The organism is Amycolatopsis sp. NPDC031561 (genome assembly GCF_055580625.1).
Genome location: NZ_JBVILA010000004.1, coordinates 58,450 through 83,757 on the forward strand (window position 1 = coordinate 58,450; position 25,308 = coordinate 83,757).

Sequence of the window (25,308 nt, forward strand, 5' to 3'; positions counted from 1 at the left end):
TTTAGCGTTAGGCATGACCACTGCACCTGTCGATGTCGAGAGCGCCCGCCGCGACTACGCGGCCCTCGTCGACCGTGGCCTCTCCCTGGACATCACCCGCGGCAAGCCGTCCCCCCGCCAGCTGGACCTCGCCGACGGACTGCTCGCCCTCCCCGGAGATGTGCGCAAGGCCGAGGACGGCACCGACGTCCGCAACTACGGCGGCCTCAAGGGCCTGCCCGAGCTTCGCCGCATCTTCGCCGGGCCGCTGCAGGTCCCGGCCGAGCAGCTGCTGGCCGCGGGCAACTCCAGCCTGGAGCTCATGCACGACTCGATCGTGCAGGCCTTCCTCAGCAAGCTCCCGGGCGCCGAGCGCCGCTGGGCCGACGAGGCGAGCGTGAAGTTCCTGTGCCCGGTCCCGGGTTACGACCGCCACTTCGCGCTGGCCGAGCGCTTCGGCATCGAGCTGGTCCAGGTGCCGCTCACCGAGACCGGCCCGGACATGGACGTCGTCGAGCGTCTCGTCGCCGAGGACGCCGCGGTCAAGGGCATCTGGTGCGTGCCGAAGTACAGCAACCCGACCGGTGTCACCTACAGCGACGACACCGTGCGCCGGCTGGCCGCGATGACCACGGCCGCCCCGGACTTCCGGATCTTCTGGGACAACGCCTACGCCGTGCACCACCTCACCGACGTCGAGGTGCCGCTGGCGGACCTGTTCGCGCTGGCCGCGGAGGCGGGCAACGCCGACCGCGTGTTCGTCTTCGGCTCGACCTCGAAGGTGACCTACGCCGGTGGCGGCGTCGGCTTCTTCGGCGCCTCCGAGGCCAACCTGGCCTGGTGGACCGGCCTCATCGGCAAGCGGACCATCGGCCCGGACAAGGTCAACCAGCTCCGGCACGCGCAGTTCCTGTGTGACGAGGACGGCGTCCGCGAGCACATGCGCAAGCACGCCGGGCTCATCGGGCCGAAGTTCGCGGCCGTCGACGAGATCCTCACCAAGGAACTGGGCGAATCGGGCCTCGCGTCCTGGACCAAGCCGACCGGCGGGTACTTCATCTCGCTGACCGTGCCGTCCGGGACCGCCAAGGAGGTCGTGCGGCTGGCCAAGGAGGCGGGCATCGCCCTGACCCCGGCCGGTGCGACGCACCCGTACGGCGACGACCCCGAAGACGCCGTCATCCGCATCGCCCCGACGTACCCTGAGCTGGCCGAAGTCGAAGAGGCGATCCGCGGTCTCGCGGTCTGCGTTCGCCTTGCGGCGGCTACGAAGAAATAATTCCGAGATCTTTTCCAATCCGGGTCACGGGTGGTTCCGAACGTCCGAGTGGGTGGGTGTGCACCGCAAAGACGAGAGGAACCACTCGTGTTCGGAAAGCCCTTCGTTCGTACCCTGATTTCGCGCAGCGCCGAGAACCGCACGGATCGCCGCCGGTTCTTGAAGGCCGCAGGCGCGGCGGGGCTCGGTGTCGTCGGCGCGACCTACCTCGGGGTACAGGCCACGTCGTCCGCTTCGGCCACGGGTGACGCCGCTGCCGCCGCGGGCGCCCCCAGCGACGCGGCCGTGCTCAACTTCGCGCTCAACCTCGAGTACCTCGAAGCCGAGTTCTACTCCTTCGCCGTCTACGGCAAAGGACTGCCGGACGACATCACCGGCGGTGCCGGCACCCAGGGCGGGGTGCGCGGCGGCAAGAAGGTGATGTTCCACGACAAGGCGCTGCACCAGTTCGCGAAGGAGATCGCGGGCGACGAGGTCGCGCACGTCAAGTTCCTGCGCGGCGCCTTGGGCGAGGCCGCCGTCTCCCGGCCGGAGATCGACCTCAAGGACAGCTTCACCGCCGCGGCACGGGCGGCCGGGCTGATCAGCGAGTACCAGCAGTTCGACCCGTTCGCCAACGAGAAGAACTTCCTGCTCGCGGCGTTCCTGTTCGAGGACGTCGGCGTGACGGCGTACAAGGGCGCCGCCCCGCTGATCACCAACAAGACGTTCCTGGACGCGGCGGCCGGCATCCTGGCCGCCGAGGCGTACCACGCGGCCACCATCCGGACGTCGCTGTTCGAACGGGACCTCGGCGACGCGGCTGCCAAGATCTCCAACGCCCGCGACGCCCTCGACGGTCCCGGCGACGCCGACCAGGGCATCGTGCTCGGCAACCAGGCCAACATCGTGCCCGCCGACAACAACGGCATCTGCTTCGGCCGGAGTGCCGACAGGGTGCTGAACGTCGTCTACCTGAACCCGGGCCCGGTGAAGGAGGGCGGGTTCTTCCCCAAGGGAGTGAACGGCGACATCGTGGCCAGCGGCGGCGCGTGACCTCTCCGGCGTGTCGCCGTCGCCCGGTACCGTCGGGTGACGGCGACACGAGGAGGGGTTTGCGGTGAAAGCTGTGATCATCGGTGGCGGCATTTCCGGCACGGTGACCGCGATGGCGTTGCGGCGGGCCGGAATCGAAGCGAGCGTCCACGAGGCGTACCAGTCCGGCGGCGAGGACGCGGGCGCGTTCCTGACGATCATGCACAACGGCATGGACGCCCTGCGCGCGATCGGTGCCGACGGACCGGTGATCGAGAACTCTTTCGCCGCGGCCGGTCTGGAACTCGTCACGCCGGACGGGCGCACCGTCGAGCGGCGTTCGTTCGGCATCGACGGCCTCACCGGACCGCGCACCCTGACTCGCGCGGTGTTCTATCGCGCACTGCAAGAGGAAGCGATCTCGCGCGGGATCACTTTCGAGCGCGGGAAGCGGCTTGTTTCGGCCACGCCGGGTGTCGCTCGCTTCGAGGACGGGACCGCGGCCGAGGGCGACATCCTGATCGGCGCCGACGGCCTGCGGTCGGTCGTCCGGAACCTCATCGACCCTTCGTGCCCCCCGCCGCGCTCGACCGGCCAGGACGTCGTCTACGGCTACACGACCGACACGAGCGTCCCGCAGGCGCCGTCCCTCTATCGGATGATCCAGAGCCTGCACGCTTTCTTCGGTTACACCAGCGCTCCCGACGGTTCGACGTACTGGTTCGCGCGGCTTCCCACGGCTGAAGGTGTGCGAACCGGTCTCTCGGCCGCTGAATGGCGCTCGACCGCCTTCGCCGCTTTCGACGGGGAACCGTTGCCCGCCGCGGAAATCATCCGATCGACGGGGGACGACGTCTTCGGCGGTCACGCTTACGACGTGCCTTCGACACCGGTGTGGTCCAACGCGTCGATGGTGCTCGTGGGGGACGCGGCGCACGCGGCCTCGCCCGCTGAGGGGCAGGGTGCGTCGATGGCGCTGGAGGACAGTGTCGTGCTGGCGCAGTGTTTGCGGGATCTTCCCGATGCGCCAACGGCTTTCGCGGCCTACGAACGGTTGCGGCGGCCGCGGGTGGAGAAGCTGGTGGCGGGCAACGCTGCGGTGTCGTCGGGGACGACGCCCGACCGGGACCGGAACTGGCTCTATCAGCACCACATCGAGTGGGACGCGAAGATCCCGGCCGAGTGAGGACCCGCGCTGCCCGCGTTTCGTCCTCTAGTTGCGGTAGTTGGCGACACGAACGACCGCAACTAGAGGACGAAACGCGGGAGGCCTAGGGACCCGCACCGTGACGGGACGCTCCTCGCCTGCACTTAGTCCTCTAGTTGCGGTCGTTGCGCGTGAAGACCTACTTCTTGTACAGCGCTTCGATGTCGGTCGCGTAGTTCTTGTTCACGATGTTGCGCTTCAGCTTCAGGCTCGGCGTGATCTCGCCACCGGCCTCGGTGAAGTCGTTCGAGAGGATCGTGAACTTCTTGATCGCTTCGGCCTGCGACACCGCGCTGTTGGCCTGATCGACGGCCTGCTGGACTTCGGCGCGCAGTTCGGCGTCACCGGCCAGATCCGACACCGTGGCGTCGGAAGGCTTGCCGTGCTGCGACTTCCACGACGGGAAGTACTCCTCGTCGATGGTGATCAGCGCGCCGATGAACGGCCGCTGGTCGCCGACCACCATCGCCTGGCTGATCAGCGGGCTGGACTTGATGGTGTCCTCGAGGCCGGACGGGGCGACGTTCTTGCCGCCCGCCGTCACGATGATCTCCTTCTTGCGCCCGGTGATCTTGAGGAATCCGTCGCGGTCCAGTTCGCCGAGGTCGCCGGTGTGGAACCAGCCGTCCTCCAGTGCTTCGGCGGTCGCTTCGGCGTTGTTGAAGTAGCCGCTGAACACGACGTCGCCCTTGAGCAGGATCTCGCCGTCGTCGGCGATCCGCACCGAGGTCCCGGCGACCGGACGTCCCACGGTGCCGACGCGGAACCCGTCCTGGGTGCCGACGCAGGCCGCGGCGGACGTCTCGGTCAGGCCGTAACCCTCGAACACCGGGACGCCGATGCCGCGGAAGAAGTGCGCCAGCCGCACGCCGAGCGGGGCACCGCCGGACACCGCGGCGACGCACCGGCCGCCCAGCGCCGCGCGCAGCTTGCTGAAGACGAGCTTGTCGAACAGCGCGTGCTTGACCTTGAGGCCCAGCCCGGCGCCGCCGGTGTCCTGAGCCTGGCTGTAGGCGACAGCGGTGGCTTCGGCGGCGTCGAAGATCTTGCCCTTGCCGTCGCCGTGGGCCTTCTGCTTCGCGCTGTTGTAGACCTTCTCGAACACGCGTGGCACCGCGACGACGAACGTCGGCCGGAAGGTGCCGAGGTCGGCGACGAGGTTCTTGACGTCCGAGGTGTGCCCGAGGGTCACGCGCGCGCTGAGCGCCGTCACCGCGATGGCGCGGGCCAGGACGTGCGCGAGCGGCAGGAACACCAGCAGCGAGTTGCCCTGCTCCATCAGCTGCGGGAACGCGGCGATGTCGGCGCGGATCTCGGCCAGGAGGTTCCGGTGGGTCAGCTCGACGCCCTTGGGGCGGCCGGTGGTGCCCGACGTGTACACGATCGTGGCCAGATCGCCCGCCTTCACCGTGCGGCGGCGCTCGTGGAGGTCGTCGTCGCTCAGCTCGGCGCCCTGGGCGGTGAGGTCGTCGACGGCGGGCTTGGCGGCCTCGATCTGCCAGGTGTGCTCAAGCGTGTCGAGGCGTCCCTTGACGCTCTCCAGCGTCGCGAGGTGCTCGTCGGTCTCGACGAACACCCCCTTCGCCGCCGAGTCCGAAAGGATCCAGTGGACCTGCTCGGCCGAGGAGGTGTCGTAGATCGGGACGGTGACCGCGCCGGCGGCCCAGATCGCGAAGTCGATCAGGGTCCATTCGTAGCGGGTCTTGGACATGAGCCCGATCCGGTCGCCCGGTGCGATGCCCGCCTGTGCCATTCCCTTGGCCACGGCGAGAACCTGGGCGGCGAAGTCCTTGGCGGTGACGTCCAACCAGGTTCCGTCGACCTGGCGGCGGAAACTCACGACATCGGAGAACCGCTCGGCGTTCGCCCAGACGACGTCCGCGAGGTTCTCGTCGTCGGTCACCGGATTGGCGGCGGGGGCGCTGTATTCGCGCACGAGGAACCTCCGTGTTCGCGTGCAAAGTGGTGTGACCGGTGTTACCCGCCAGTCAACTTAGCGTGCCGTGCACCTTAAGACCATGCTGACGAATCGGCCATACCGAGGGCATGACATTCTGCCGCGTGTGAACCAGGCGCCGCCAGCTCTCGACATCGTTGACGAGACCTTCCTCGTGGTCCCGCCCTCCACCGTCGCCGCCGCCTTCGCCGATCCGCGATCTTGGTCACGTTACTGGCCGGACCTCGTTCTCGAGGTCTACACCGACCGCGGGGACGAAGGTTTGCGCTGGACGGTGCGCGGTGCCTTGATCGGTACCATGGAGGTCTGGCTCGAGCCGGTGCTCGACGGCACTTTGCTGCACTACTTCCTGCGTGCCACTCCCGCCGGTCCGGACGGGGAGCCGCGTGCGCTGGAACCCCGGGACCTGCGGCGGGAGTTCGATCGCAGGGCCCGTGCCGCCAAGGCGATCGCGCTCGGGCTCAAGGAAGTCCTGGAGGACGGGCGCGAGCCTGGAGTAGGGCCACGCGCCGACTAGGCACGGGCGAACACAGGGGAGAGCATGCGGGTTCACGTGGTGTCGGACGTGCACGGCAACGCCGACGCGCTCAAACGCGCGGGGGACGGCGCCGACGCGCTGATCGTGCTGGGCGACCTGCTGGACTTCGTCGACTACCGCGAGCACGACAAAGGGATCATGGGCGCGCTGTTCGGCGCCGAGAAGGTCGGCGAGTTCGCGCGGCTGCGGCGTGAGGGCACTCGTGATGAGACCGTTGCCTTCTCGCGATCCCTGTGGGCCACTTTGGCCGATCCGGCCGCCGCCGTCAGCGAAGCGATCCTCGATCAGTACGCCGTCCTGTTCGGCGCCCTCACCGCGCCGACGTACGCGACTCCCGGCAACGTCGACGACCCGTCCCTGTGGCCCGAGTTCGCCGGCGACGGCATCCAGGTCCTCGACGGCGAGGTCGCCGAGTTCGGCGGGCTGCGCTTCGGGTTCATCGGCGGCGCGCTGCTCCCGCCGAACGTGGTCCCGCGCCGCAACGGCTTCTGGCGGCCGTACCTGCGCACCCGCGAGGAGTACGACACCGCGGTCGGCGCGCTCGAAAACGTCGACGTCCTGTGCACCCACATCCCGCCGGCCATCCCGGAACTGACCTACGACGTGATCGCGCGGCGGTCCGAGATCGGGTCGGCGGCCCTGGTGGACCTCATCCGCGAGCAGCGGCCGCGCTGGTCGGTCTTCGGGCACGTCCACCAGCCGCTGGCCTCGCGGACGAGGCTCGGCAGGACCGAATGCCGTAACGTCGGTCACTTCAAAGAGACGGCACAGCCGTACGTGCTGCGCTGGTGACCCTCGGCTCCGGCTAGGCTGCGTTCATGGCCGAGCAGTCCACGCAATCCATCGAGGTCGACGCCGAGCCCGAGCGGGTCATGGCCGTCATCGCCGACTTTCCCGCGTACCCGGAATGGGCCAAGGCCGTCCGGGAGACCGAGGTGCTCGGCGAGGACGACAAGGGCCGCGCCAAGCAGGTGAAGCTCACCCTCGACGCCGGACCGATCAAGGACGTCTACACCCTCGAGTACGACTGGGACGCGGACGGCCAGGGCGTCAGCTGGCACCTGGTCAAGGGGCAGATGCAGAAGGCCCAGAACGGCCGCTACGCGCTCGAAGCGCTGGGCGCCGGCCGGACCAAGGTGACGTATACGCTGTCCGTCGAGCTGGCGCTGCCGATGATCGGGCTGCTGCGCCGCAAGGCCGAGAAGATGGTCATGGACACCGCGCTCAAGGAGCTCAAGAAGCGCGCCGAAGCATCCTGAGTTCGAAGGGTAGGCATGCGGATCCTGCTTTTCACCGGCAAGGGGGGTGTCGGCAAGACCACACTGGCCGCGGCCACGGCGGCGGCACTCGCCGGGCGGGGCAGGAAGACGCTCGTCGTCTCGACCGACCCCGCGCACTCCCTCGCTGACGCCTTCGGCCGCGCGCTCGGCGCGGAACCGTCCGAAGTGGACGAGCTGCTGCACGCCGCCCAGATCGACACCCGCGGCCTCGTCGACAGCACCTGGCGCGAACTCCGGCAGGAACTGCAGACAGCGCTCGCGGGAGCGGGTCTCGACTCGCTCGACGCCGAAGAGCTGACGGTCGTTCCCGGTGTCGACGAGCTCCTCGCCCTCACCGAGGTTCAGCGTCTCGCCGAGCACGGTCCCTGGGAGACGGTCGTCGTCGACTGCGGGCCGACCGCGGAAACGCTGCGCCTGCTGGCTTTGCCCGAGGCCGTCTCGGGTTATCTGACGAGGATGTTCAAACCGGGCGCGCGGCGGACGGCGACCGCGGTACGGCGCCTCGGCGCGCACCTGGAGTCGTTGCGCACCCTGCTCACCGATCCGGCCACGACCACCGTGCGGCTCGTGCTGACACCGGAACGCGTCGTCGTCGCGGAGGCCCGCCGCACGCTCAGTTCCCTGGCCCTGCGCGGGATCCTGGTCGACGGCCTGATCGTCAACCGGCTGATGCCCGCGCCCGGGTTCTGGCGTGGCGCGGCGGCCTCGTGGATGCGGACGCGGCGCACGCAGCAGAACACCGTCCTCGCCGAACTCGCCGACGCGGGCTTCGGGCCCGGACAGGTGAAGCCCGTCGAGCACCGCGCAGTCGAGCCGGTGGGGCTCGAGGCGCTGCAGGAAATCGCGTACGAGCTGTACCAAGGCCTGGACCCCTTGGCCGGAAACGAAAAGGGTGTCACCCCGCTCTTGCAGGTGTCCGAATCGGACGGTGGTTACCGGCTGCGGATCGCCGTGCCGTTGCACCGGGAATCCGAAGTGGACCTGGCCAGAGTGGACGATGATCTCGCCGTCACCGTGGACGGTTTCCGGCGGCTGATCGCGCTGCCGGAGATGTTGCGCCCGTGCCGGATCACCGGTGCGGAATCCGACGCGCACGGCCTGGTCGTGAGCCTGGCCGGAAACCGGGGACCCGGGTGAGCGAGAACGACGGACACACACGGACCGACGGCCTGAAACTGGCCGAAGAGATCCGGCTGCTGGTCGAACTGGTCGTCGAGCACGCCGCGCCGTGGCTGGAGGGCCTGATCTCCGCCGGGCACGGCTGCTCGGAACACGACTCCGACGGCGGCTGGTGCCCGCTCTGCGCGATCGTCGGGATCTTCCGCGGTGAGCGGCCCGAGTTCGTGGCACACCTGATGGAGCAGGCCGCGCAGCTCGTCGCGTTGCTGCGGGCGGTGCTCGCGGACCGCTGGGAGCCCGAGGGCGGGGTGCACATGCCGGGGTTCCAGCCTGCGCGGAAGGAGCCCGCGCGGGAAGATGCGCCGGTGGGAGCTTCGCGGGTCCAGCACATCGCGGTGACCAGGCGCGACGCTTGGCAGCCGGACCGGGAGAACTGAGTTGCTGACGGTAGGGGTGGACGTCGGGGGCACGAGTGTGCGCGCCGGCGTGGTGGACGAGCACGGCTCGCTGATGGACACCGCCAGGGTGGGTACCCCCGGCGAGGAGAACGCGCTCGAAGACGCCATCGCGGGCGTCGTCGAAGACCTCCGCAACCGGCACGACGTCTCCGGTGTCGGGCTCGCGGTCGCCGGGTTCGTCGCCAACGACCGGCGGACGGTGATGTTCGCGCCGCATCTGTCGTGGCGCGCCGCACCGGTCGCGGACCGGATCGAGAAGCGCGTCGGCCTTCCCGTCACCCTCGAACACGACGTGAACGCCGCCGCGATAGGCGAGTACCGCTTCGGCGCCGCGCGAGGAGCCCATGTCGCCGCGCTGATCGCGCTCGGCACCGGGATCGGCGCCGGCCTGCTGCTCGACGGCAAGATCTACCGGGGCGCGTACGGTGTCGCGCCGGAACTCGGGCACCTGACCGTCGTCCCCGGCGGGCGGGCCTGCCCGTGCGGGAAGTACGGCTGCTGGGAGCGGTACTGCAGCGGGACGGCCTTGGCCGCGACGGCGGTGGAACTGCTCGCGCGGCACCCCGGGCGCTCCACCGTGCTGGCGCGCGAGACCAGGGGAGACCCCGGCTCGGTCACCGGGCGGCGGGTGGCCGGTGCCGCCCGCGACGGCGACCCGATCGCCCAGCGCGCGATGACCGAACTGGCGAAGTGGCTGGCCGAGGGACTGGCGCTGGTCGCCGACGTCTTCGACCCCGAGATCATCGTGATCGGCGGCGGGGTGTCCGAATCGGCTCCGCTGTTCCTCGACGAGGCGCGCGAGCATTACGCGGGCAAGATCACCGGCGCCGGGCACCGGCCGCTGGCCCGGATCCGCGCGGCCCAGCACGGGGACGACACCGCCATCGTCGGCGCCGCGGCACTCGCCGTCGACGCGGCGAAGGCTCCCGGCGCCGAGGTCGGTGTGACAGGCTGAAGCCGTGACCCGTCAAGACGGCAACGGCTTCGTGAAATGCGACTTCGGGCATCTTCACTGGGGTCTGAACGGTGCCGCCGGGTTGCTGCTGTCCGATCCCGCGCGCGGTGTCCTGCTGCAACGCCGGGCCTGGTGGGTGCATCACGGGCGCACGTGGGCGTTGCCAGGGGGAGCGGTCGAGGCGGGGGAGAGCCCTCGTGAGGCCGCCACCCGTGAGGCACACGAAGAGGCCGACATCCCGCCCACCCGGGTCCGTCCGCTGGCGGCGTCGCTCGTCGACCACGGCAATTGGCGCTACACCACGATCCTGGCCGCGCCGATCGGCACGCTTTCGGCGAGGGTGAAGAACGCGGAGAGCGCGGAACTGCGGTGGGTCCGCGCGGGCGAGGTCGCGGGCTTCCGCCTGCACCGGGACTTCGCGACGGCGTGGCCGGGATTGAGGGAACACTTGGATCGCAGGCTGGTGCTGGTGGTCGACGGCGCGAACGTCGTCGGATCGCGGCCAGACGGCTGGTGGCGCGACCGGCGCGGCGCCGCGGAACGGTTGCGGGACAAGCTCGCGACCCTGGCCGGGACCGGGTTCGCCGATCCGGCGCTCCCCGGCGGCGGCGAGTGGTCGTGGTGGCCGAAGGTCGTGCTGGTCGTCGAGGGCAAGGCGCGGGGAGTCGAGGCGGTGCCCGGTGTCGAGGTCGTCGACGCCGAGACGGACGGGGACTCCCAGATCGTCGCCGTCGCCCGGTCCGCTCGCGCCGAGGGACCGGAAGACCACGTCGTCGTCGTGACCGCCGACCGGGAACTCCGTTCCCGCGTCGAGGCCCTGGGCGCCTCCACCCTCGGCCCCGGCACCCTCCTGGCCCACCTCGACCGCAATTAGTCCTCTAGTTGCGGTACTTCGACGTCTGACTACCGCGACTAGAGGACGAAACGCGGGGTTAGGGGCGCGCGATCTTTCCCTCTCGCATCTCCGCGATGAGCGAGGCGACGACGGCGCGCAGGCTGCCGTTGTACTGCTTCGCCACCTCGCGCTGACGCAGGTAGCTGGGCCCGTAGCGCAGGATCGTCTCCACCGACCGCAGCTCGTCGGCGCAGTCCAGGCGCCGGGCCACCGGTTCGAGCCGGTTCAACAGGTCGAAGGTGTCTTCGGTGACGGGCCGCTCGTTACCCGCGGCGTCGAGGATGACGATCGCGTCGACGCCGTAGCGCGCCGCGCGCCACTTGTTCTCCTGGACGTGCCACGGCGGGAGGGTCGGCAGGATCTCGCCGTCGTCGAGGCGCGCGCTGAAGTCGTCGACCAGGCATTGGGTCAGCGCCGAGATCGCGCCGACCTCCTCCAGCGTGGGCAGCCCGTCGCACACGCGCATCTCGATCGTCCCGAAATGCGGGGCGGGCCGGACGTCCCAGCGGATCTCGGAGAAGTGGTCGATCACGCCCGTGGTGAACATGTCGTCGACGTAGCTCTCCAGCTCGGTCCACTTCCGGAACTGGAACGGCAGCCCCGCCGTCGGCAACTGCTGGAACATCAGCGCGCGGTTCGACGCGTACCCGGTGTCCTCCGCGCCCCAGTACGGCGAGGACGCCGAAAGGGCTTGCAGGTGCGGCGCGTAGTTGAGCAGCGCGTCCAGGATCGGCAGGGCCTTGTCGCGGTGGTCGAGGCCGACGTGCACGTGGACGCCGTAGATCAGCATCTGCCGTCCCCACCACTGGGTCCGGTCGATGAGCTTGGCGTACCGCTCCTTGTCGGTGACCTTCTGCTGGTACCACGTCGAGAACGGATGCGACCCGGCCGAGAACAGCTCCACGCCCAGCGGGTCGAGCACCGAATGCACGACGTCCAGCGACTCGTTCAGATCCGCTTTGACCTCGGCGATCGTGTCGCAGACGCCGCTGATCACCTCGATGGTGTTGAGCAGCAGCTCCTGTTTGATCTTCGGATGCTCCTCCTCGCCGTCGGGACGGACGGCGTCGAGCACCTGTTCCGCGACCGACGAGAGTTCACCGGTCCGCCGGTCGACGAGGGCGAGCTCCCATTCCGCGCCGACCGTCGACCGGCGCGAGGGAGTGAAGTCGATCTTCATGGTCGGAATTGTCCGGCAGTTCAGACCTGCGCGCCGTTGTGCGGATCCGCGCCGGGGGGCGGCCCCTGGCGGACCCGCAGCAGGAGGAGCGCGATCGCGGTCGCGAGGGCGAGGATGCCGAGCGGCGTGCCGAGGCGCGTGCCCATGCCGATCAGGGTGGGCGCGATCAGGAGCAGGAGACCGAGCAAGAAGAACAGCAGGACGATGAACGCGCCCTTGCGCGGCCGTGGCAGGGGAGGCGGCTCGGGCGGCACGAAGTGGCCCTCGTCGTCGCTCGAGCCGGCGGGGTCGCCCTCGAAGAGGGTCTTGTCCCAGCTGGTGCCGCCACCTCGCCAGCCCGGTTCGGGTTCGGCCTCCGACGTCTCGGGCCGGGGCGTTTTCTCCGAGGACCTTTCAGCTTTCTCAGGCTTCTCGGCCGTCTCGGATTTCTCGACCTTTTCGGTGGCCTTCCCGGCGGGCTTCTCGAGTTCGCCCTCGGGGAACAGCCCGACGCCCTCCGCACGGAGGTCGGCCACGATCTCGGCGAACGTCGCGTCGACGTCCTCCGGCCCGTCCTTGCCCCTGCTCATCCGGCGTCCACCTGTCCCGCCCGGCGCACGGACCGGGCGAAGTCCACCGTACGCGTGAAGATCAGGCTTGCGTCGTGGTCTTGGGTCGCGACGTGGAAGCTGTTTTCCAGCACCACCTCGGTGACGTCCTCGCTGCCGATCCCGTCGAGGATGATCCGCGAGTTCTCCGGCTCCACCACATGGTCGACGGCCGAGTGGAGCAGCAGCACGGGCTGCGTGACCTTGGCCAGGTCCGGCCGTACGACGGCCCACAGCTTCGCCAGGCTCGCGGCCGCGCGGACCGGGGTGCGGGGGTAGGCCAATTCGGTCTCGCCCGGCTTCGCGATGTCGTTCGCGATCGCCTTCACCGACGGCACCATGTTCGCCAGCAGCGGAAGCAGCTTCGTGTCCAGGCCGCGGCGCATGATCGAGGGGTTCACGAGCACGATCCCGGCGATCCGGTCGCCGAACTCCTCGGCCAGCCGCAGGGTCAGCGTCCCACCCATCGACAACCCGGCGACGAACACCGAGTCGCACGTGGAGAGAAGTGCCAGGAGTTCTTCACGGACCGCGCCGTACCAGTCTTCCCATCCTGTCCGGTTCATGTCCTGCCACCTGGTCCCGTGTCCGGGGAGCAGCGGGCAGCGCACCGTGTACCCGGCCTCGGCCAGATGGTCGCCCCAGGCCCGCATACTCGCGGGGGTGCCGGTGAATCCGTGGCACAGCAGGAAACCTGCTTCGGTCGAACCGGTGTGAGCGAACGGTTCCGCGCCGGCGAGGACGGCCATGCGATCGCCTTCCGTGAGAGCTGGGTAGGTCTACTATGTTCGCACGAGCGGAGCGGCTTGTGGGCCCCCGGCCGTCGCCGGAATCGAGCCGGATCGGGTGTGAGATCCGTCGCTGGGTGCGGGTAACCGGGTGGACTTCGTTGTGCCGCGGGTGCGCGATTCGTAGTCTTGACCATCGGGCGCGGGGGTTGAGCTGCAAGGAGGAGTTTTCGCAGTGCTGTACTGGCTCATGAAACACGTGTTTATCGGGCCACTGCTCAAGGCGCTGTGGCCCACCAAGGTGGTCGGTGCGGAGAACATCCCCGACGACGGTGGCGTGATCCTCGCGGGCAACCATCTGGCGGTGGCGGACTCCTTCTTCATGCCGCTGCGGGTCAAGCGCAAGGTGACCTTCCCGGCCAAATCGGAGTACTTCACCGAGAAGGGCCTCAAGGGCCTGCTGAAGAAGTGGTTCTTCACCGGCGTCGGCCAGTTCCCGATCGACCGCTCCGGCGGCAACGCGGCGCAGGCCGCGCTCGACACCGCGACCCGGCTGGTCCGCGAAGGGCATCTGCTCGGCATCTACCCCGAGGGCACCCGCTCCCCGGACGGCCGTCTGTACAAGGGCAAGACCGGCGTCGCGCGGATCGCGCTCGACTCCGGCGGCCTCGTGGTCCCGGTGGCCATGGTCGGCACCGACAAGGTGAACCCGATCGGCTCGAAGATGTGGTGGCCGCGCCGCCTCGAGATCCGGTTCGGCAAGCCGCTCGACTTCTCGCGCTACGAGGGCCTCGCCGGCGACCGCTTCATCGAGCGGTCCATCACCGACGAGATCATGTACGCGCTCATGGAGCTCTCCGGCCAGGAATACGTCGACATCTACGCCGCCAAGGCGAAGGAACTGCTCGCCGCCGAAGAGGCGGGGATCCGCCCGAAGGTGCCCGCGCAGCCGTCCGCCAAGGACGTCGCCCGCATCCCGGACACCAAGGTCGGCTGAGCGCCCACTAGGGTTCTCCGGTGCGCTTTTTCTACGACACCGAATTCATCGAGGACGGCGTGACGATCGACCTGGTGTCGATCGGTGTCGTGGACGAAAGAGGCCGCGAGTTCTACGCGGTCTCGACCGATTTCGACCCCGGCAAAGCGGGCCCCTGGGTCCGCGACAACGTGCTCCCGAAACTCCCGTCGCCCGCCGACCCGGCGTGGCGCAGCCGCGAGAAGATCCGTACGGACCTGCTCGAGTTCTTCGGCAAGCCGCCCGGCGGGATCGAACTGTGGGCCTGGTTCGCCGCCTATGACCACGTCGCGCTGGCGCAGCTGTGGGGGCCGATGCCCGCGCTGCCGCGCCAGCTGCCGCGATTCACGCGTGACCTGCGGCAACGCTGGGAGGACGCGGGCAAGCCGAAGCTCCCGGCCGCCCCGGACGACCAGCACGACGCCCTGGCGGACGCGCGGCACAACTTCCAGCGGTGGGGAACCATCGAGTCCTACTGGCAGCGTTGATCTGTCGCGCGCTGCCGGAAACTCGCCGAAGGGGCGCTGTTCCATACCCCGCTCACGTGAGTGCGGAGGGCGCCCTTGGGGAGACCGTGTGGTCGCTCTCCGCGTGTCATGAAAGGGGCTTTCAGGACAAAAAGTGTCCTGAAAGCCCCTTTCATGACATCCGTGAAGCGAACCCAACGCGCCAGCGCTCACCGCCGCGCGTCGACGGCCTCCGCCAGTGTGTCCAGCAGCTCGGCCGTCGTGTCCCACCCCAGGCAGGCGTCCGTGATCGACTGCCCGTAGGCCAGCGAGGAAGCCGAGCCCAGCTTCAGGTCCTGCCGCCCGGCGACCAGGAAGCTTTCCAGCATCAGCCCCGCGATGCCCCGCTCACCGGCACCGATCCGCCCGGCGAGTTCGCGGACGACCGAGGCCTGGCGCACGTGGTCCTTCGCGCTGTTGCCGTGGCTCGCGTCGATGATCACGCGCTCCGGCAGCCCCGACTTCGCCAGCCGTGCCAGCGTGTCGGCCACCGTCGCGGCGTCGTAGTTGGGGCCGGCGGAGCTGCCGCGCAGGATGACGTGGCAGTCCTCGTTCCCGGCGGTGGTGATCAGCGCGGCGAGCCCGTCGGGGTTGATCCCGGCGAACACGTGGCTCGCGCCGGCCGCGCGGGTGGCGTCGACGGCGACCTGGACGTCGCCCTCGGTCGAGTTCTTGATCCCCACGGGCATCGACAGCGCGCTGCACAGCTGCCGGTGCACCTGGCTCGCCGCGGTCCGCGCGCCGATGGAACCCCAGGTCACGGTGTCGGAGATGAACTGCGGGGTGATCGGGTCGAGGAATTCGCAGCCGACCGGCAGGCCGAGCGCGGAGATGTCGAGCAGCAGTTTGCGCGCCATCCGGAGACCCTGGTTGACCTCGTAGGTGCCGTCGAGGCCGGGGTCGTTGATCAGGCCCTTCCAGCCGAGCGTGGTCCGCGGCTTCTCGAAGTAGACGCGCATGACGATGTGCAGGTCGCGGTGGTGTTCTTCGGCTTTGGCGGCGAGGCGGCGGGCGTAGTCGAGCGCGGCGTCCGCGTCGTGCACCGAGCAGGGCCCGACGACGACGAGGAGCCGGTCGTCCCGGCCGTCGAGGATGTCGACGGCCGAGGCCCGCCCGGCTAGGACGGTATCGGCGGTTTCCGCCGTCATCGGATGCTCGTGCCGCAGCATCGCGGGCGACAGCAGCGGGTTGATGGCCGCCGTGCGGTGCCCGTCGAGGGCGATCAGGGTGTCAGCGGAGGGAGACATCGCGGGTCTGGTTCCTTTCGAAAGGGATACCGACCCGCGGGAACTCGCCGAGCCGGTGTGATTCCGGCTCGGGGGTGGTCGCTCAGCGCAGGTTCACGCCGCCGTGCCCACCCGGGGCCGGCTTCGTAAACCAGAAATAGCGCTGCACGACGCCAAGCTAGCACATCCCGTGACGTGGACCGATTCCCGAGGTGGTCCGCCCTGCACCGATCCAGAGAACTGCCGCTACCCTGGCGTCGGGACATGTGACTGTCATCTCTACGGAACACAAGACGGAGGCTTCTGATGCGTGTCGGTGTGCTGACCGGCGGTGGCGACTGCCCGGGACTCAACGCGGTGATCCGCGCTGTGGTGCGCAAGGGCATCGAGGTGCACGGCTGGGACCTCGTCGGGTTCCGCAACGGCTGGAACGGTCCCCTCACCGGGGACAGCCGCCCGCTCGGCCTGAACGACGTCGAGGACATCCTCACCCGCGGCGGCACGATCCTGCGCTCGTCGCGGACCAACCCGTACAAGGTCGACGGCGGCGTCGACAAGATCAAGGCCGTCCTCGCGGAGCAGCAGGTCGACGCCCTGATCGCGATCGGCGGCGAGGACACCCTCGGCGTCGCGAAGCGGCTCACGGACGACGGCATCGGCGTCGTCGGGGTGCCCAAGACGATCGACAACGACCTCGGCGCCACGGACTACACCTTCGGCTTCGACACGGCGGTCTCGATCGCCACCGAGGCCATCGACCGGCTGCACACCACGGCCGAGTCGCACCACCGCGCCCTGGTCGTCGAGGTCATGGGGCGGCACGCGGGCTGGATCGCGCTGCACTCCGGCCTTGCCGGCGGCGCGAGCGTGATCCTGGTGCCGGAGCGGCACTTCAACGTCGACCAGGTCGTTTCGTGGGTCGAGCGCCGCTTCGAGAAGGAGTTCGCGCCGATCATCGTCGTCGCCGAGGGCGCGCTGCCCGAAGGCGGCGAGGAGAAGCTGCTCACCGGCGAGAAGGACGCCTTCGGGCACGTCCGGCTCGGCGGGATCGGCACCTGGCTGGCCGACGAGATCGCCGCCCGCACCGGCAAGGAGTCCCGCGCGGTCGTGCTCGGGCACGTCCAGCGCGGCGGCACCCCGACGGCGTACGACCGCGTGCTCGCCACCCGGTTCGGCCTCAACGCCGTCGACGCCGTGGCCGACGGCGACTTCGGCGTGATGGTCGCGCTGCGCGGCACGGACATCGTCCGCGTCAAGCTCTCCGAAGCGACCGCCGAACTGAAGACCGTCCCGGCTGAGCGGTACGAAGAGGCCGAGGTCTTCTTCGGCTGAGCTGTGTTACAGGAGAAGGCCCCTTACTTGTGCTGAGCTCGGGTAAGGGGCCTTCACTTTCCTTGCGGCCCCGCCCTCGCGGCGAGTTGAATCGGCCACCCGGGGGATCTGGGTGGAAGGGCGGGGGTTCTCATGACCGGAGCGGGATCCAGCAGGCGCGAGTTCCTGAAATGGCTGGCCGCGAGCGGGACCGGAGTGGCGCTCGCCGGGCTGCTGCCCGGCACGGCCGCGGCGGCCACGGGCGAGATCGTCGTCATCAGCCGGGTCACGCTGATCGACGGCACGGGTTCGGCCCCCCGGCGTGACGTCTCCGTCGTCCTCGTCGGCGAGCGGATCGCCTGGGTCGGCGGCTCGGAGCAGCTCCCGGAAACCGGTGTCGCGCGGGTGATCGACGGCCGCGGCAAGTACCTCATGCCGGGACTGTGGGACATGCACACCCACGGCGCGGACCTCGAGGAGATCGTCCCGCCGCTGCACCTGGTCCACGGCGTCACGGGCGCCCGCGAGATGTGGGGTTACGCGGAGAACCGCGCGTCCCGGGACAAGATCGAACGCGGTGAGCTGCTGGGCCCGCGCATGGTGCTGGGCAGCGGGATCGTCGACGGACCGGTCACGCTCCTGAGCCCGCCGGTGCTCCAGGTGTCGACCGACGCCGAGGCGCGGGCGGCCGTCCGCGCGGAGGCGGCGGCGGGCGCCGAGTTCGTCAAGGTCTACTCCTATCTCGGTCCGGAGGCACTGCGCGCGGTCGCGGACGAGACTCGGGACCTGGGGCTGCGGTTCTCCGGGCACTGGCCGTACAAGGTGTCCCATTTCGAGGCGAGCGATCTCGGCCAGCACAGTTTCGAGCACTTCTTCGGGGTCTCCATCCACTGCTCCTCCCGGCGCGACGAGATCCTCGCCCGGTTGAGCGCGTTGCCTTACGACCCGGCGGCGCCGCGTGCCTTCTTCAACGTGGCGCGGCAGCTGGAGTTCGAGTCGGTCTCCGCGTACAGCCCCCACGCGGCGTGGAACTACTTCAACCGGTTGCGGCGCAACGGCACCTGGCATTCGCCGACGCTGACCATCAACCGGGTCGTCACCCAGCCCGCCGAAACCCACAAGCAGGACGCGCGGCTGAAGTACCTGCCCGCGGACATCCGCGAGAGCTGGGCCTTGGGCATCGAGCGGTTCGCGCCGAAGACTCCGGCGGACATCGCCCTGCAGGAGCGGTACTACCAGGAGACGCTGCGGCTGGTCGGGGTCGCGCACGACGCGGGCGTCGGGATCATCGGCGGCACCGACTGTCTCAACCCGTACACCTTCCCCGGCAGCGGGCTGCACGAGGAACTCGCCTTCCTGGTCGAGGCCGGGCTCTCACCGGTGCAGGCGCTGAAGACCGTCACGGGTGACGCGGCGAAGTTCCTCGGCAGGGAACGGACCTCGGGCACCGTCGCGGCGGGGAAGGAGGCGGATCTCGTGCTGCTGGACGCGAACCCGGCCGCCGACATCCGCAACGTCGCGAAGATCGACCTGGTGATCACGCGTGGCCGCGTCCTCGACAAGACGACGCGACGCCAGATGCTCGACGCCGTCGAGGTCGCCGCGAACCGCCCGGTCACGAGCGCCCGGATCCACTCCCTGGCCCGCCGGGGCTGCTGTTGCTGATCAGCCGAGCTTTTCGGCGAGTTCGATGATGATCCCGTCGGGTCCGCGCAGGTAGCAGAGCCGGAAGCTGTTCTCGTAGTTCACGACCTCGCCCACGAGTTCGGCGCCGTGCGGTCGCACGCGGTCGAGGACGGCCTCGACGTCGTCGACCTGGAAGGCGAGGTGGCGCAGGCCCAGCGTGTTGGCCGGGGCGTGCGAGTCACCGGCGTGAGCCTCAGGGGTGAGGTACTGGATGAGTTCGAGGCATCCTTGATCGCCGGGGACGCGCACCATCGCGACCTCCGATTTGGCCTTGTCGACGGCGGTGATGCGGTCCGCGAGCTCGCTCTCCATCGTCATCTTGCCCTGGAGTTCGAGTCCGAAATCGACGAAGAACGCGACGGCGGCCGTGAGGTCGCTGACGATGACGCCGACGTGGTCCATCCGCTGGATGCTCATGCAGATCTCCTCGCTGTGGGTGCTTCCGGCCCAGGGACGACGCCACTTCACCGTTCTCGACATCCTCCCCGCAATTAGTCCTCTAGTTGCGGTAGTTGCGCGGGCCAAGGACCGCAACTAGAGGACGAAACGCGGGGGTCAGATGAGCGCGAGGGTGTCCAGGAGCGACACGGCACGCGCGATGTCCTCGGTGAGCGGCCGGTCCTCGACGCTCGGGTCGAGCACGGCCGCGGCGGCCTCGTAGGCGTCCCGCGCGGGCAGGGCGACGAGTTCGGCCTTCCGCATCCGCAGCGCGCGGACGGCCGCGACCAGTTCGCACGCCAGCACCTGCCGGTACGCCGTCCCCGCCGCCGTCGCCGCTCGCGCGGCCTGGGTGGAGAAGCTCGCGTGGTCCTCGATCCCGCGTGAGACGACGGCGGTGCCCAGCGTCGCCGGGAGCGCGGCCTGCCGCAGTTCGGTGAGCGCGTCGTGCGCGACGTACTCCAGGATCATCACGCCCGAACTGCCCGACGGCCCGGCCGCGAGGAACGGCCGCAGCCCGGTGAACTCCGGCTCCACCAGATCGCCCAGCCGGGCCACCGACAGCTCGGCGACCTGGTGGATGGTCGCGCGCACCTGGTCGAGCGCGGTCGAGACGTACGCGGTGTGGAAATGCGCGTGGTGGTACGCGTCCTGGTGCACCGTCGAGATCATGGGGTTCTCGGTGCTGGCGTTGATCTCCACCGCGAGCACGTCGCGCAGGTAGTGGATCGCGTCCAGCGCGGGCCCCTGCACCTGCGGGAACGCGCGGAGCCCGAACGGGTCCTGGATGCGCCGCCCGGGTTTGGGCGTGCCCTCCATCCCGAGCAGCCGCCGCATCTCGGCCGCGCACGCGACCTGCCCGGCGTGCGGACGAGCTTCGTGCACCGGAGTCGCGTACGCCTCCGGGTTCCCGTCGAGCGCGATGTACGTCAGCGCCGCGACGACGTGACTCGCCCGCGTCAGCGTGTCGAGCCGCATGGCCGCGAGAGTCGCCTCGGCGAGCGTCGCGGCGTTGCTGCTCATGAACGCGAGCGCGTCACCCGCCTGCACCGGAACCGGTGGCACGCCGCCCGCCAGCCACGGCCGTTCGCCGGTGAGGGCCAGCGCGGTCTCCGCGAGCGGGGCGAGGTCGCCGGTGCCGATCGCGCCGAGCCGGTGCACCAGCGGCAGCGACCCGGTCCGCACCGCGGCGGCCAGCGCCCCGATCAGCTCGGGGCTGAGCCCGGCGCGGCCTGCCAGCAGCTGGTTGAGCCGGATCAGCATCATCGCCCTGGTCTGGCCGGGGGACATGACGTCGCCGCTGCCCCCGGCGTGACTGCGCAGCAGCCGCAGCCCGTGATCCGGCGATTCGCCCTCGCCGACCGGGTCCTCCTTGTTGGCGCCGACACCGGTGGTGCGGCCGTAGACGATCCGGCGCGTGCTCAGCTCCTCGGCGAGTTTCCACGCGCTCTCGGCGCCGCGCAGCGCGGCGATCGAAACGTCAATGCCCAGCGGTCCCTCGGTGCCCGCGGCGGTCACGACGTCCGCGCAGCGCAGGGTCCGGCCGTCGACCCGGATCACGGCGGCCTCCTTTCACGACCGCACCACTATGAGCCATCAGTCCGCAGGCGGCTGCCAGGGCGGGCGGTTGCCCCAGTCCCACTTCGGCATCGGCTCGGGAACGGAGACCTCGCGGCCGGGCTGGGAGAACATCACCGCGAGCCTGCTGCCCCACTCGACATACGCGGCGAACGCGGAGCGGAACTCGGGATCGGCTGGGAGCCCGGCCTCGTCGGCGGCGTCGAAGAGCAGGTTCACCCAGCGTCGGCGCTGCTCTTCGGTGATGCCCTTGCCGAGATGGCGCCCGACCATGTGCCGGTGCCCGCCGTGCTCGCCGCTGTAGGTCTCCGGCCCGCCGAACACCTCGGCGAGCCAGACCGCGACGTGCTCGGGGTGGCCGGGGTCCATGCCGCGGAAGACCGGCTCCAGCAACGGGTCCTTCAGGACGTGGCCGTAGAAGATGTCGGTCAGCCGTCGCAGGGCGTCCAGCCCGCCCGCCCAGTCGTACAACGTCGGCGTCTCGGTCACGTAAGGTCCTCCCAGTGCGGTGATCCCCCGGTCAGGCAAGGCAACACCACCGTCCATCCGGCGGCAACCGCTTACTTTCGGTGCCGGGTGCCGCACCTTCGAGCCGTTACCTATTCACTGACTGTCCTCGCAAGGGTGCTCGTCCCGGAACCGGCGATATGGCGCGTGTCGGGCGTGGAAATCCTGCAAGGTGCCTTCTTCGACATATTCTCATCGAGGAATGTTCGAAAATGTCCATCCGAAAGTCTTGGTCTGAACCATTGACGAAGTGGTCTAGTCCACTTAACTTGTGCGTGTCCCGCCGCAGTCCTCTCGTCACCGCTGGTGACCGTGAAGGGAGAACGCATGTCCCGTTTGAGCAGGCTCACCGCGATCGTGGGCGCCGCCGCCGTCGCGCTGGGCGCGCTGGCCGTCGCCGCACCGGCGCAGCAGGCCACGGCCGCACCGGAAGCGCAGGACGCTTCGGTCGGCAAGGTACTCGGGTACTTCGCCGAATGGGGCGTCTACCAGCGGAACTACCATGTGAAGAACATCGACACGTCCGGTTCGGCGAGCAAGCTGACCCATATCAACTACTCGTTCGGCAACGTGACCGGCGGTGGCTGCGCCCTCGGTGACGCCGAAGCGGCGACCAGCAAGTTCTACGACGCGGCCTCCAGTGTGGACGGTGTCTCGGACACCTGGGACAACGGCGCGCTGCGCGGGAACTTCAACCAGCTCAAGAAGCTCAAGGCCAAGTACCCGAACCTCAAGGTGCTGTGGTCCTTCGGCGGCTGGACCTGGTCCGGTGGCTTCGGTGAGGCGGCGAAGAACCCCGCCAAGTTCGCCGAGTCCTGCTACAACCTGGTCAACGACCCGCGTTGGGCCGGTGTCTTCGACGGCATCGACATCGACTGGGAGTACCCGAACGCCTGCGGTCTCTCGTGTGACACCAGCGGCCCGGCCGCGATCAAGGATCTGGCGCAGGCGCTGCGGGCGAAGTTCGGCTCGAAGCTGGTCACCGCCGCGATCACCGCGGACGGCACCGACGGCGGCAAGATCGACGCCGCGGACTACGGCGGCGCCGCGCAGTACTTCGACTGGTACAACGTCATGACCTACGACTACTTCGGCGCCTGGGCCGCACAGGGCCCGACGGCCCCGCACTCGCCGCTGAACGACTACGCGGGCATCCCGACCGCCGGCTTCCACTCCGACGCCGCGATCCAGAAGCTCAAGAGCAAGGGTGTCCCGGCGACCAAGCTGCTGCTGGGCATCGGCTTCTACGGCCGCGGCTGGACCGGCGTCACGCAGGACGCCCCCGGCGGCACCGCGACCGGTCCGGCGGCGGGGACCGAGCCGGGCATCCAGGACTACAAGGTCCTGAAGAACACCTGCCCGGCCACCGGCACCATCGCGGGCACCGCCTACGCCAAGTGCGGCAGCGACTGGTGGAGCTACGACACCCCGGCGACCATCGGCGGCAAGGTCACCTACGCCAAGAACCAGGGTCTCGGCGGCGCCTTCTTCTGGGAGCTGTCCGGTGACACCGCCGACGGCGAGCTGATCACCGCTCTGGCCAAGTAAGTCTCTCTCGGGCGCGCGTGAAGGCCCCCTTCCCTCGGCTCAGCCGCGTGAAGGGGGCCTTCACGCGCTTGTCGGTGGTGAGGATTAACGTCACCGCATGGGTTTCGAGGGTTTCGGTGAGTACGCCATCGACTTCTACGACGGTCTCGAGGCCGACAACTCCAAGTCCTACTGGGACGCGAACCTCGCCACCTACAAGGCCGACGTCCGCGCGCCGATGGAGGCGCTGCTCGCGGAACTGGTCCCGGAGTTCGGCGACGGTTTCGGCACGGGGAAGGTCTTCCGCCCGTATCGCGACGTCCGGTTCGCCAAGGACAAGACGCCGTACAAGACCCACTGCGGCGCGGTGATCGAGCAGGGCCGCGGCGGTGGCGCGTACTACGTCGAGGTCGGCCCGGCCGGGCTGCGCGTCGGCGGCGGCTGCTTCCACTTCGAGTCCGATCAGCTCGCCCGGTTCCGCAAGGCCGTCGACACCGAACTGCGGGGTGTCGAGCTGGCCAAGATCCTCGCGAAGCTGGAGAAGGCGGGCTGGGAGATCAAGGGCGACAGGCTCAAGTCGAAGCCGCGCGGGTTCGCGGAGGATCACCCCCGCATCGACCTGCTGAAGTACCGCTCCGTGTACGCCGTCCGGGGCTGGGAGCCGGACGACGTCCTGCACGAACCCGGCGCGCTCGACCGGGTGCGGAAGGCGTGGCGGCAGGTCCGCGCGTTCAACGAGTGGGCGCGGGACCGTGTCGGGCCGAGCGAGAAGCCGCGCCGATAACCGTCGAACCTCGTTCGATGGTTGCGGGGCGCCCTGGTGAACTGACACTTTTCTTGAACTTTCGGTATCGGTAAAGACGTAGCTCCGATGAGGGACTACGCTGTGCGAACGTGAGCCGACGCGCGAAGATCGTTTGTACCCTTGGCCCCGCGACCGCTACGCCGGAGAAGATGCGGCAACTCGTCGACGCCGGGATGGACGTCGCGAGGATGAACTTCAGCCACGGGACACACGGCGACCACAAGCAGGTCTACGACCTCATCCGCACCGCAGCCGCCGAATCCGGCCGCGCGGTGGGCATCCTCGCCGACCTCCAGGGGCCGAAGATCCGTCTCGGCACCTTCGCGGGCGGGCCGGTCGAGTGGCACAACGGCGACATCGTGCGGATCACCGTCGAGGACGTCGCGGGCACCCATGACCGTGTCTCGACCACCTACAAAGGACTCGCCGACGACGCGAAGCCCGGCGACCGTCTCCTCGTGGACGACGGCAAGGTCGGCCTCGTGGTCAAGGACGTCGAGGGCCCGGACGTCGTGTGCGAGGTCACCGAAGGCGGCCCCGTCAGCAACAACAAGGGCGTCTCCCTGCCGGGTATGGACGTCTCCGTGCCCGCGCTGTCCGAAAAGGACATCGAGGACCTCGAGTTCGCGCTCGAACTCGGCGTGGACTTCATCGCGCTGTCGTTCGTCCGCTCGCCCGCCGACATCGACCTGGTCCACCAGGTGATGGACCGCGTGGGCAAGGGCCGCCTCCCGGTGGTCGCGAAGATCGAGAAGCCCGAAGCGGTCTACAACCTCGAAGCCATCGTGCTCGCCTTCGACGCGGTGATGATCGCTCGTGGCGACCTGGGCGTGGAACTCCCGCTGGAGCAGGTCCCGCTGGTGCAGAAGCGCACCATCCAGATCGCCCGCGAGAACGCGAAGCCGGTCATCGTCGCGACGCAGATGCTCGAGTCGATGATCAACAGCTCCCGCCCGACCCGCGCGGAGGCCTCGGACGTCGCCAACGCGGTGCTCGACGGCGCGGACGCCCTCATGCTTTCGGGCGAGACGAGCGTCGGCCGCTACGCCATCGACGTGGTCAAGACCATGGGCCGGATCATCGAAGCCGTCGAGACCGACTCCCCGGTCGTGCCGCCCCTGTCGCACGTCCCGCGCACCAAGCGCGGCGTCATCTCCTACGCGGCCCGTGACATCGGCGAGCGGCTGAACGCCAAGGCTCTGGTCGCCTTCACCCAGTCCGGCGACACCGTCCGGCGGCTCGCGCGGCTGCACACGCGGCTGCCGCTGCTGGCCTTCACGCCGGAGGAGAGTGTCCGCAGCCAGCTCGCGATGACCTGGGGCACCACGACGCGGATCGTGCCGAAGGTCGACTCCACCGACCAGATGATCCAGCAGGTCGACCACGCGATGCTCGAAATGGGCAAGTACGCCAAGGGCGATCTGGTGGTCATCGTCGCGGGCTCCCCGCCGGGAACCGTCGGCTCGACCAACCTCATCCGGGTGCACCGCCTCGGCGAAGACGACCACGCCTGACGCGGGCACCCAAAGCGTC

General features: G+C 69.4%; 25 protein-coding genes. 17 read left to right on the forward strand and 8 right to left on the reverse strand.

Going from position 1 to position 25,308, the window contains the following annotated elements; all coding sequences use genetic code 11:
* The first annotated feature begins 13 nt into the window (after nucleotides 1-13).
* The 3 genes from ACZ5IK_RS11845 to ACZ5IK_RS11855 all read left to right on the forward strand — a co-directional run bounded on the left by ACZ5IK_RS11845 (nucleotide 14) and on the right by ACZ5IK_RS11855 (nucleotide 3,458).
* Nucleotides 14-1,258 (forward strand): aspartate aminotransferase type Ic, encoded by a 1,245-nt coding sequence (locus tag ACZ5IK_RS11845; protein WP_465487700.1) that lies wholly within the window; start codon nucleotides 14-16, stop codon nucleotides 1,256-1,258.
* Between the two features lie 87 nt (nucleotides 1,259-1,345).
* On the forward strand, nucleotides 1,346-2,293 hold the full coding sequence (locus tag ACZ5IK_RS11850; RefSeq protein ID WP_465487701.1) for a ferritin-like domain-containing protein: 948 nt from the start codon (nucleotides 1,346-1,348) through the stop codon (nucleotides 2,291-2,293).
* Between the two features lie 64 nt (nucleotides 2,294-2,357).
* Nucleotides 2,358-3,458, forward strand: a complete 1,101-nt coding sequence (locus ACZ5IK_RS11855) for an FAD-dependent oxidoreductase (protein ID WP_465487702.1) — start codon at nucleotides 2,358-2,360, stop codon at nucleotides 3,456-3,458.
* A gap of 160 nt (nucleotides 3,459-3,618) precedes the next feature.
* Here the strand turns inward: ACZ5IK_RS11855 and ACZ5IK_RS11860 are convergent, their stop codons facing one another.
* Nucleotides 3,619-5,415, reverse strand: a complete 1,797-nt coding sequence (locus tag ACZ5IK_RS11860; RefSeq protein ID WP_465487703.1) for an AMP-dependent synthetase/ligase — start codon at nucleotides 5,413-5,415, stop codon at nucleotides 3,619-3,621.
* A 127-nt stretch (nucleotides 5,416-5,542) separates the two neighbouring features.
* On the opposite strand from ACZ5IK_RS11860, the gene ACZ5IK_RS11865 reads away from it, so the two are divergent.
* The 7 genes from ACZ5IK_RS11865 to ACZ5IK_RS11895 are packed head-to-tail and all read left to right on the forward strand — an operon-like array spanning nucleotide 5,543 to nucleotide 10,660.
* Nucleotides 5,543-5,953, forward strand: coding sequence for a polyketide cyclase / dehydrase and lipid transport (locus ACZ5IK_RS11865; protein ID WP_233224250.1), 411 nt, complete (start codon nucleotides 5,543-5,545; stop codon nucleotides 5,951-5,953).
* A gap of 24 nt (nucleotides 5,954-5,977) precedes the next feature.
* Nucleotides 5,978-6,766, forward strand: coding sequence for a metallophosphoesterase family protein (locus tag ACZ5IK_RS11870; protein ID WP_465487704.1), 789 nt, complete (start codon nucleotides 5,978-5,980; stop codon nucleotides 6,764-6,766).
* A 26-nt stretch (nucleotides 6,767-6,792) separates the two neighbouring features.
* Entirely contained in the window at nucleotides 6,793-7,233 is a 441-nt protein-coding gene (locus ACZ5IK_RS11875; RefSeq protein ID WP_101606454.1) for an SRPBCC family protein, read from the forward strand.
* Nucleotides 7,234-7,248: 15 nt separating this feature from the next.
* Nucleotides 7,249-8,391, forward strand: a complete 1,143-nt coding sequence (locus ACZ5IK_RS11880; RefSeq protein ID WP_410602192.1) for an ArsA family ATPase — start codon at nucleotides 7,249-7,251, stop codon at nucleotides 8,389-8,391.
* Nucleotides 8,388-8,810, forward strand: a complete 423-nt coding sequence (locus ACZ5IK_RS11885) for a hypothetical protein (RefSeq protein WP_465487705.1) — start codon at nucleotides 8,388-8,390, stop codon at nucleotides 8,808-8,810. The genes ACZ5IK_RS11880 and ACZ5IK_RS11885 overlap by 4 nt, the downstream gene beginning before the upstream one ends.
* 16 nt (nucleotides 8,811-8,826) lie before the next feature.
* On the forward strand, nucleotides 8,827-9,786 hold the full coding sequence (locus ACZ5IK_RS11890) for an ROK family protein (RefSeq protein ID WP_465488011.1): 960 nt from the start codon (nucleotides 8,827-8,829) through the stop codon (nucleotides 9,784-9,786).
* Nucleotides 9,787-9,790: 4 nt separating this feature from the next.
* Nucleotides 9,791-10,660 (forward strand): NUDIX domain-containing protein, encoded by an 870-nt coding sequence (locus ACZ5IK_RS11895; RefSeq protein ID WP_465487706.1) that lies wholly within the window; start codon nucleotides 9,791-9,793, stop codon nucleotides 10,658-10,660.
* A 58-nt stretch (nucleotides 10,661-10,718) separates the two neighbouring features.
* On the opposite strand, the gene ACZ5IK_RS11900 is transcribed toward ACZ5IK_RS11895, so the two are convergent.
* Genes ACZ5IK_RS11900 through ACZ5IK_RS11910 form a run of 3 tightly spaced genes read right to left on the reverse strand, consistent with a single transcriptional unit; the run spans nucleotide 10,719 to nucleotide 13,197 of the window.
* Entirely contained in the window at nucleotides 10,719-11,861 is a 1,143-nt protein-coding gene (locus ACZ5IK_RS11900; RefSeq protein WP_465487707.1) for a glutamate--cysteine ligase, read from the reverse strand.
* Nucleotides 11,862-11,881: 20 nt separating this feature from the next.
* Nucleotides 11,882-12,430 carry a hypothetical protein gene (locus ACZ5IK_RS11905; RefSeq protein WP_465487708.1) on the reverse strand — a complete coding sequence of 183 codons (549 nt, stop codon included), beginning with the start codon at nucleotides 12,428-12,430 and terminating at the stop codon, nucleotides 11,882-11,884.
* On the reverse strand, nucleotides 12,427-13,197 hold the full coding sequence (locus ACZ5IK_RS11910) for an alpha/beta hydrolase (protein ID WP_410602189.1): 771 nt from the start codon (nucleotides 13,195-13,197) through the stop codon (nucleotides 12,427-12,429). Before ACZ5IK_RS11910 ends, ACZ5IK_RS11905 begins: the two co-directional genes overlap by 4 nt.
* 214 nt (nucleotides 13,198-13,411) lie before the next feature.
* Between ACZ5IK_RS11910 and ACZ5IK_RS11915 the strand changes: the two genes are divergently transcribed.
* Both ACZ5IK_RS11915 and ACZ5IK_RS11920 read left to right on the forward strand, forming a co-directional pair.
* Nucleotides 13,412-14,173 carry a lysophospholipid acyltransferase family protein gene (locus ACZ5IK_RS11915; RefSeq protein WP_101606462.1) on the forward strand — a complete coding sequence of 254 codons (762 nt, stop codon included), beginning with the start codon at nucleotides 13,412-13,414 and terminating at the stop codon, nucleotides 14,171-14,173.
* A 20-nt stretch (nucleotides 14,174-14,193) separates the two neighbouring features.
* Nucleotides 14,194-14,679, forward strand: a complete 486-nt coding sequence (locus ACZ5IK_RS11920) for a polyadenylate-specific 3'-exoribonuclease AS (protein WP_101606463.1) — start codon at nucleotides 14,194-14,196, stop codon at nucleotides 14,677-14,679.
* A 188-nt stretch (nucleotides 14,680-14,867) separates the two neighbouring features.
* Here ACZ5IK_RS11920 and ACZ5IK_RS11925 read toward each other — a convergent pair whose 3' ends face one another.
* Entirely contained in the window at nucleotides 14,868-15,944 is a 1,077-nt protein-coding gene (locus ACZ5IK_RS11925; RefSeq protein WP_465487709.1) for a 3-deoxy-7-phosphoheptulonate synthase, read from the reverse strand.
* Nucleotides 15,945-16,229: 285 nt separating this feature from the next.
* Here ACZ5IK_RS11925 and ACZ5IK_RS11930 point away from each other — a divergent pair, with 285 nt between their 5' ends.
* On the forward strand, nucleotides 16,230-17,255 hold the full coding sequence (locus ACZ5IK_RS11930) for a 6-phosphofructokinase (protein WP_101606465.1): 1,026 nt from the start codon (nucleotides 16,230-16,232) through the stop codon (nucleotides 17,253-17,255).
* Between the two features lie 132 nt (nucleotides 17,256-17,387).
* Nucleotides 17,388-18,899 carry an amidohydrolase family protein gene (locus tag ACZ5IK_RS11935; protein WP_465487710.1) on the forward strand — a complete coding sequence of 504 codons (1,512 nt, stop codon included), beginning with the start codon at nucleotides 17,388-17,390 and terminating at the stop codon, nucleotides 18,897-18,899.
* Here the strand turns inward: ACZ5IK_RS11935 and ACZ5IK_RS11940 are convergent, their stop codons facing one another.
* The 3 genes from ACZ5IK_RS11940 to ACZ5IK_RS11950 all read right to left on the reverse strand — a co-directional run bounded on the left by ACZ5IK_RS11940 (nucleotide 18,900) and on the right by ACZ5IK_RS11950 (nucleotide 21,425).
* On the reverse strand, nucleotides 18,900-19,337 hold the full coding sequence (locus ACZ5IK_RS11940; RefSeq protein ID WP_465487711.1) for a VOC family protein: 438 nt from the start codon (nucleotides 19,335-19,337) through the stop codon (nucleotides 18,900-18,902).
* Nucleotides 19,338-19,475: 138 nt separating this feature from the next.
* Complete coding sequence (locus tag ACZ5IK_RS11945) at nucleotides 19,476-20,918, reverse strand: aromatic amino acid ammonia-lyase (RefSeq protein WP_465487712.1); 1,443 nt, start codon at nucleotides 20,916-20,918, stop codon at nucleotides 19,476-19,478.
* A gap of 36 nt (nucleotides 20,919-20,954) precedes the next feature.
* Nucleotides 20,955-21,425, reverse strand: coding sequence for a group II truncated hemoglobin (locus ACZ5IK_RS11950; protein ID WP_465487713.1), 471 nt, complete (start codon nucleotides 21,423-21,425; stop codon nucleotides 20,955-20,957).
* Nucleotides 21,426-21,770: 345 nt separating this feature from the next.
* Here ACZ5IK_RS11950 and ACZ5IK_RS11955 point away from each other — a divergent pair, with 345 nt between their 5' ends.
* From ACZ5IK_RS11955 to pyk, 3 genes are all read left to right on the forward strand, one after another.
* Nucleotides 21,771-22,991, forward strand: a complete 1,221-nt coding sequence (locus ACZ5IK_RS11955; RefSeq protein WP_465487714.1) for a glycoside hydrolase family 18 protein — start codon at nucleotides 21,771-21,773, stop codon at nucleotides 22,989-22,991.
* Between the two features lie 97 nt (nucleotides 22,992-23,088).
* Nucleotides 23,089-23,754 (forward strand): DUF2461 domain-containing protein, encoded by a 666-nt coding sequence (locus ACZ5IK_RS11960; RefSeq protein WP_465487715.1) that lies wholly within the window; start codon nucleotides 23,089-23,091, stop codon nucleotides 23,752-23,754.
* 110 nt (nucleotides 23,755-23,864) lie between these two features.
* A complete protein-coding gene (pyk, locus tag ACZ5IK_RS11965) occupies nucleotides 23,865-25,289 on the forward strand; it encodes a pyruvate kinase (RefSeq protein ID WP_101606472.1) in 1,425 nt (474 codons plus the stop codon).
* Nucleotides 25,290-25,308: the final 19 nt, after the last annotated feature.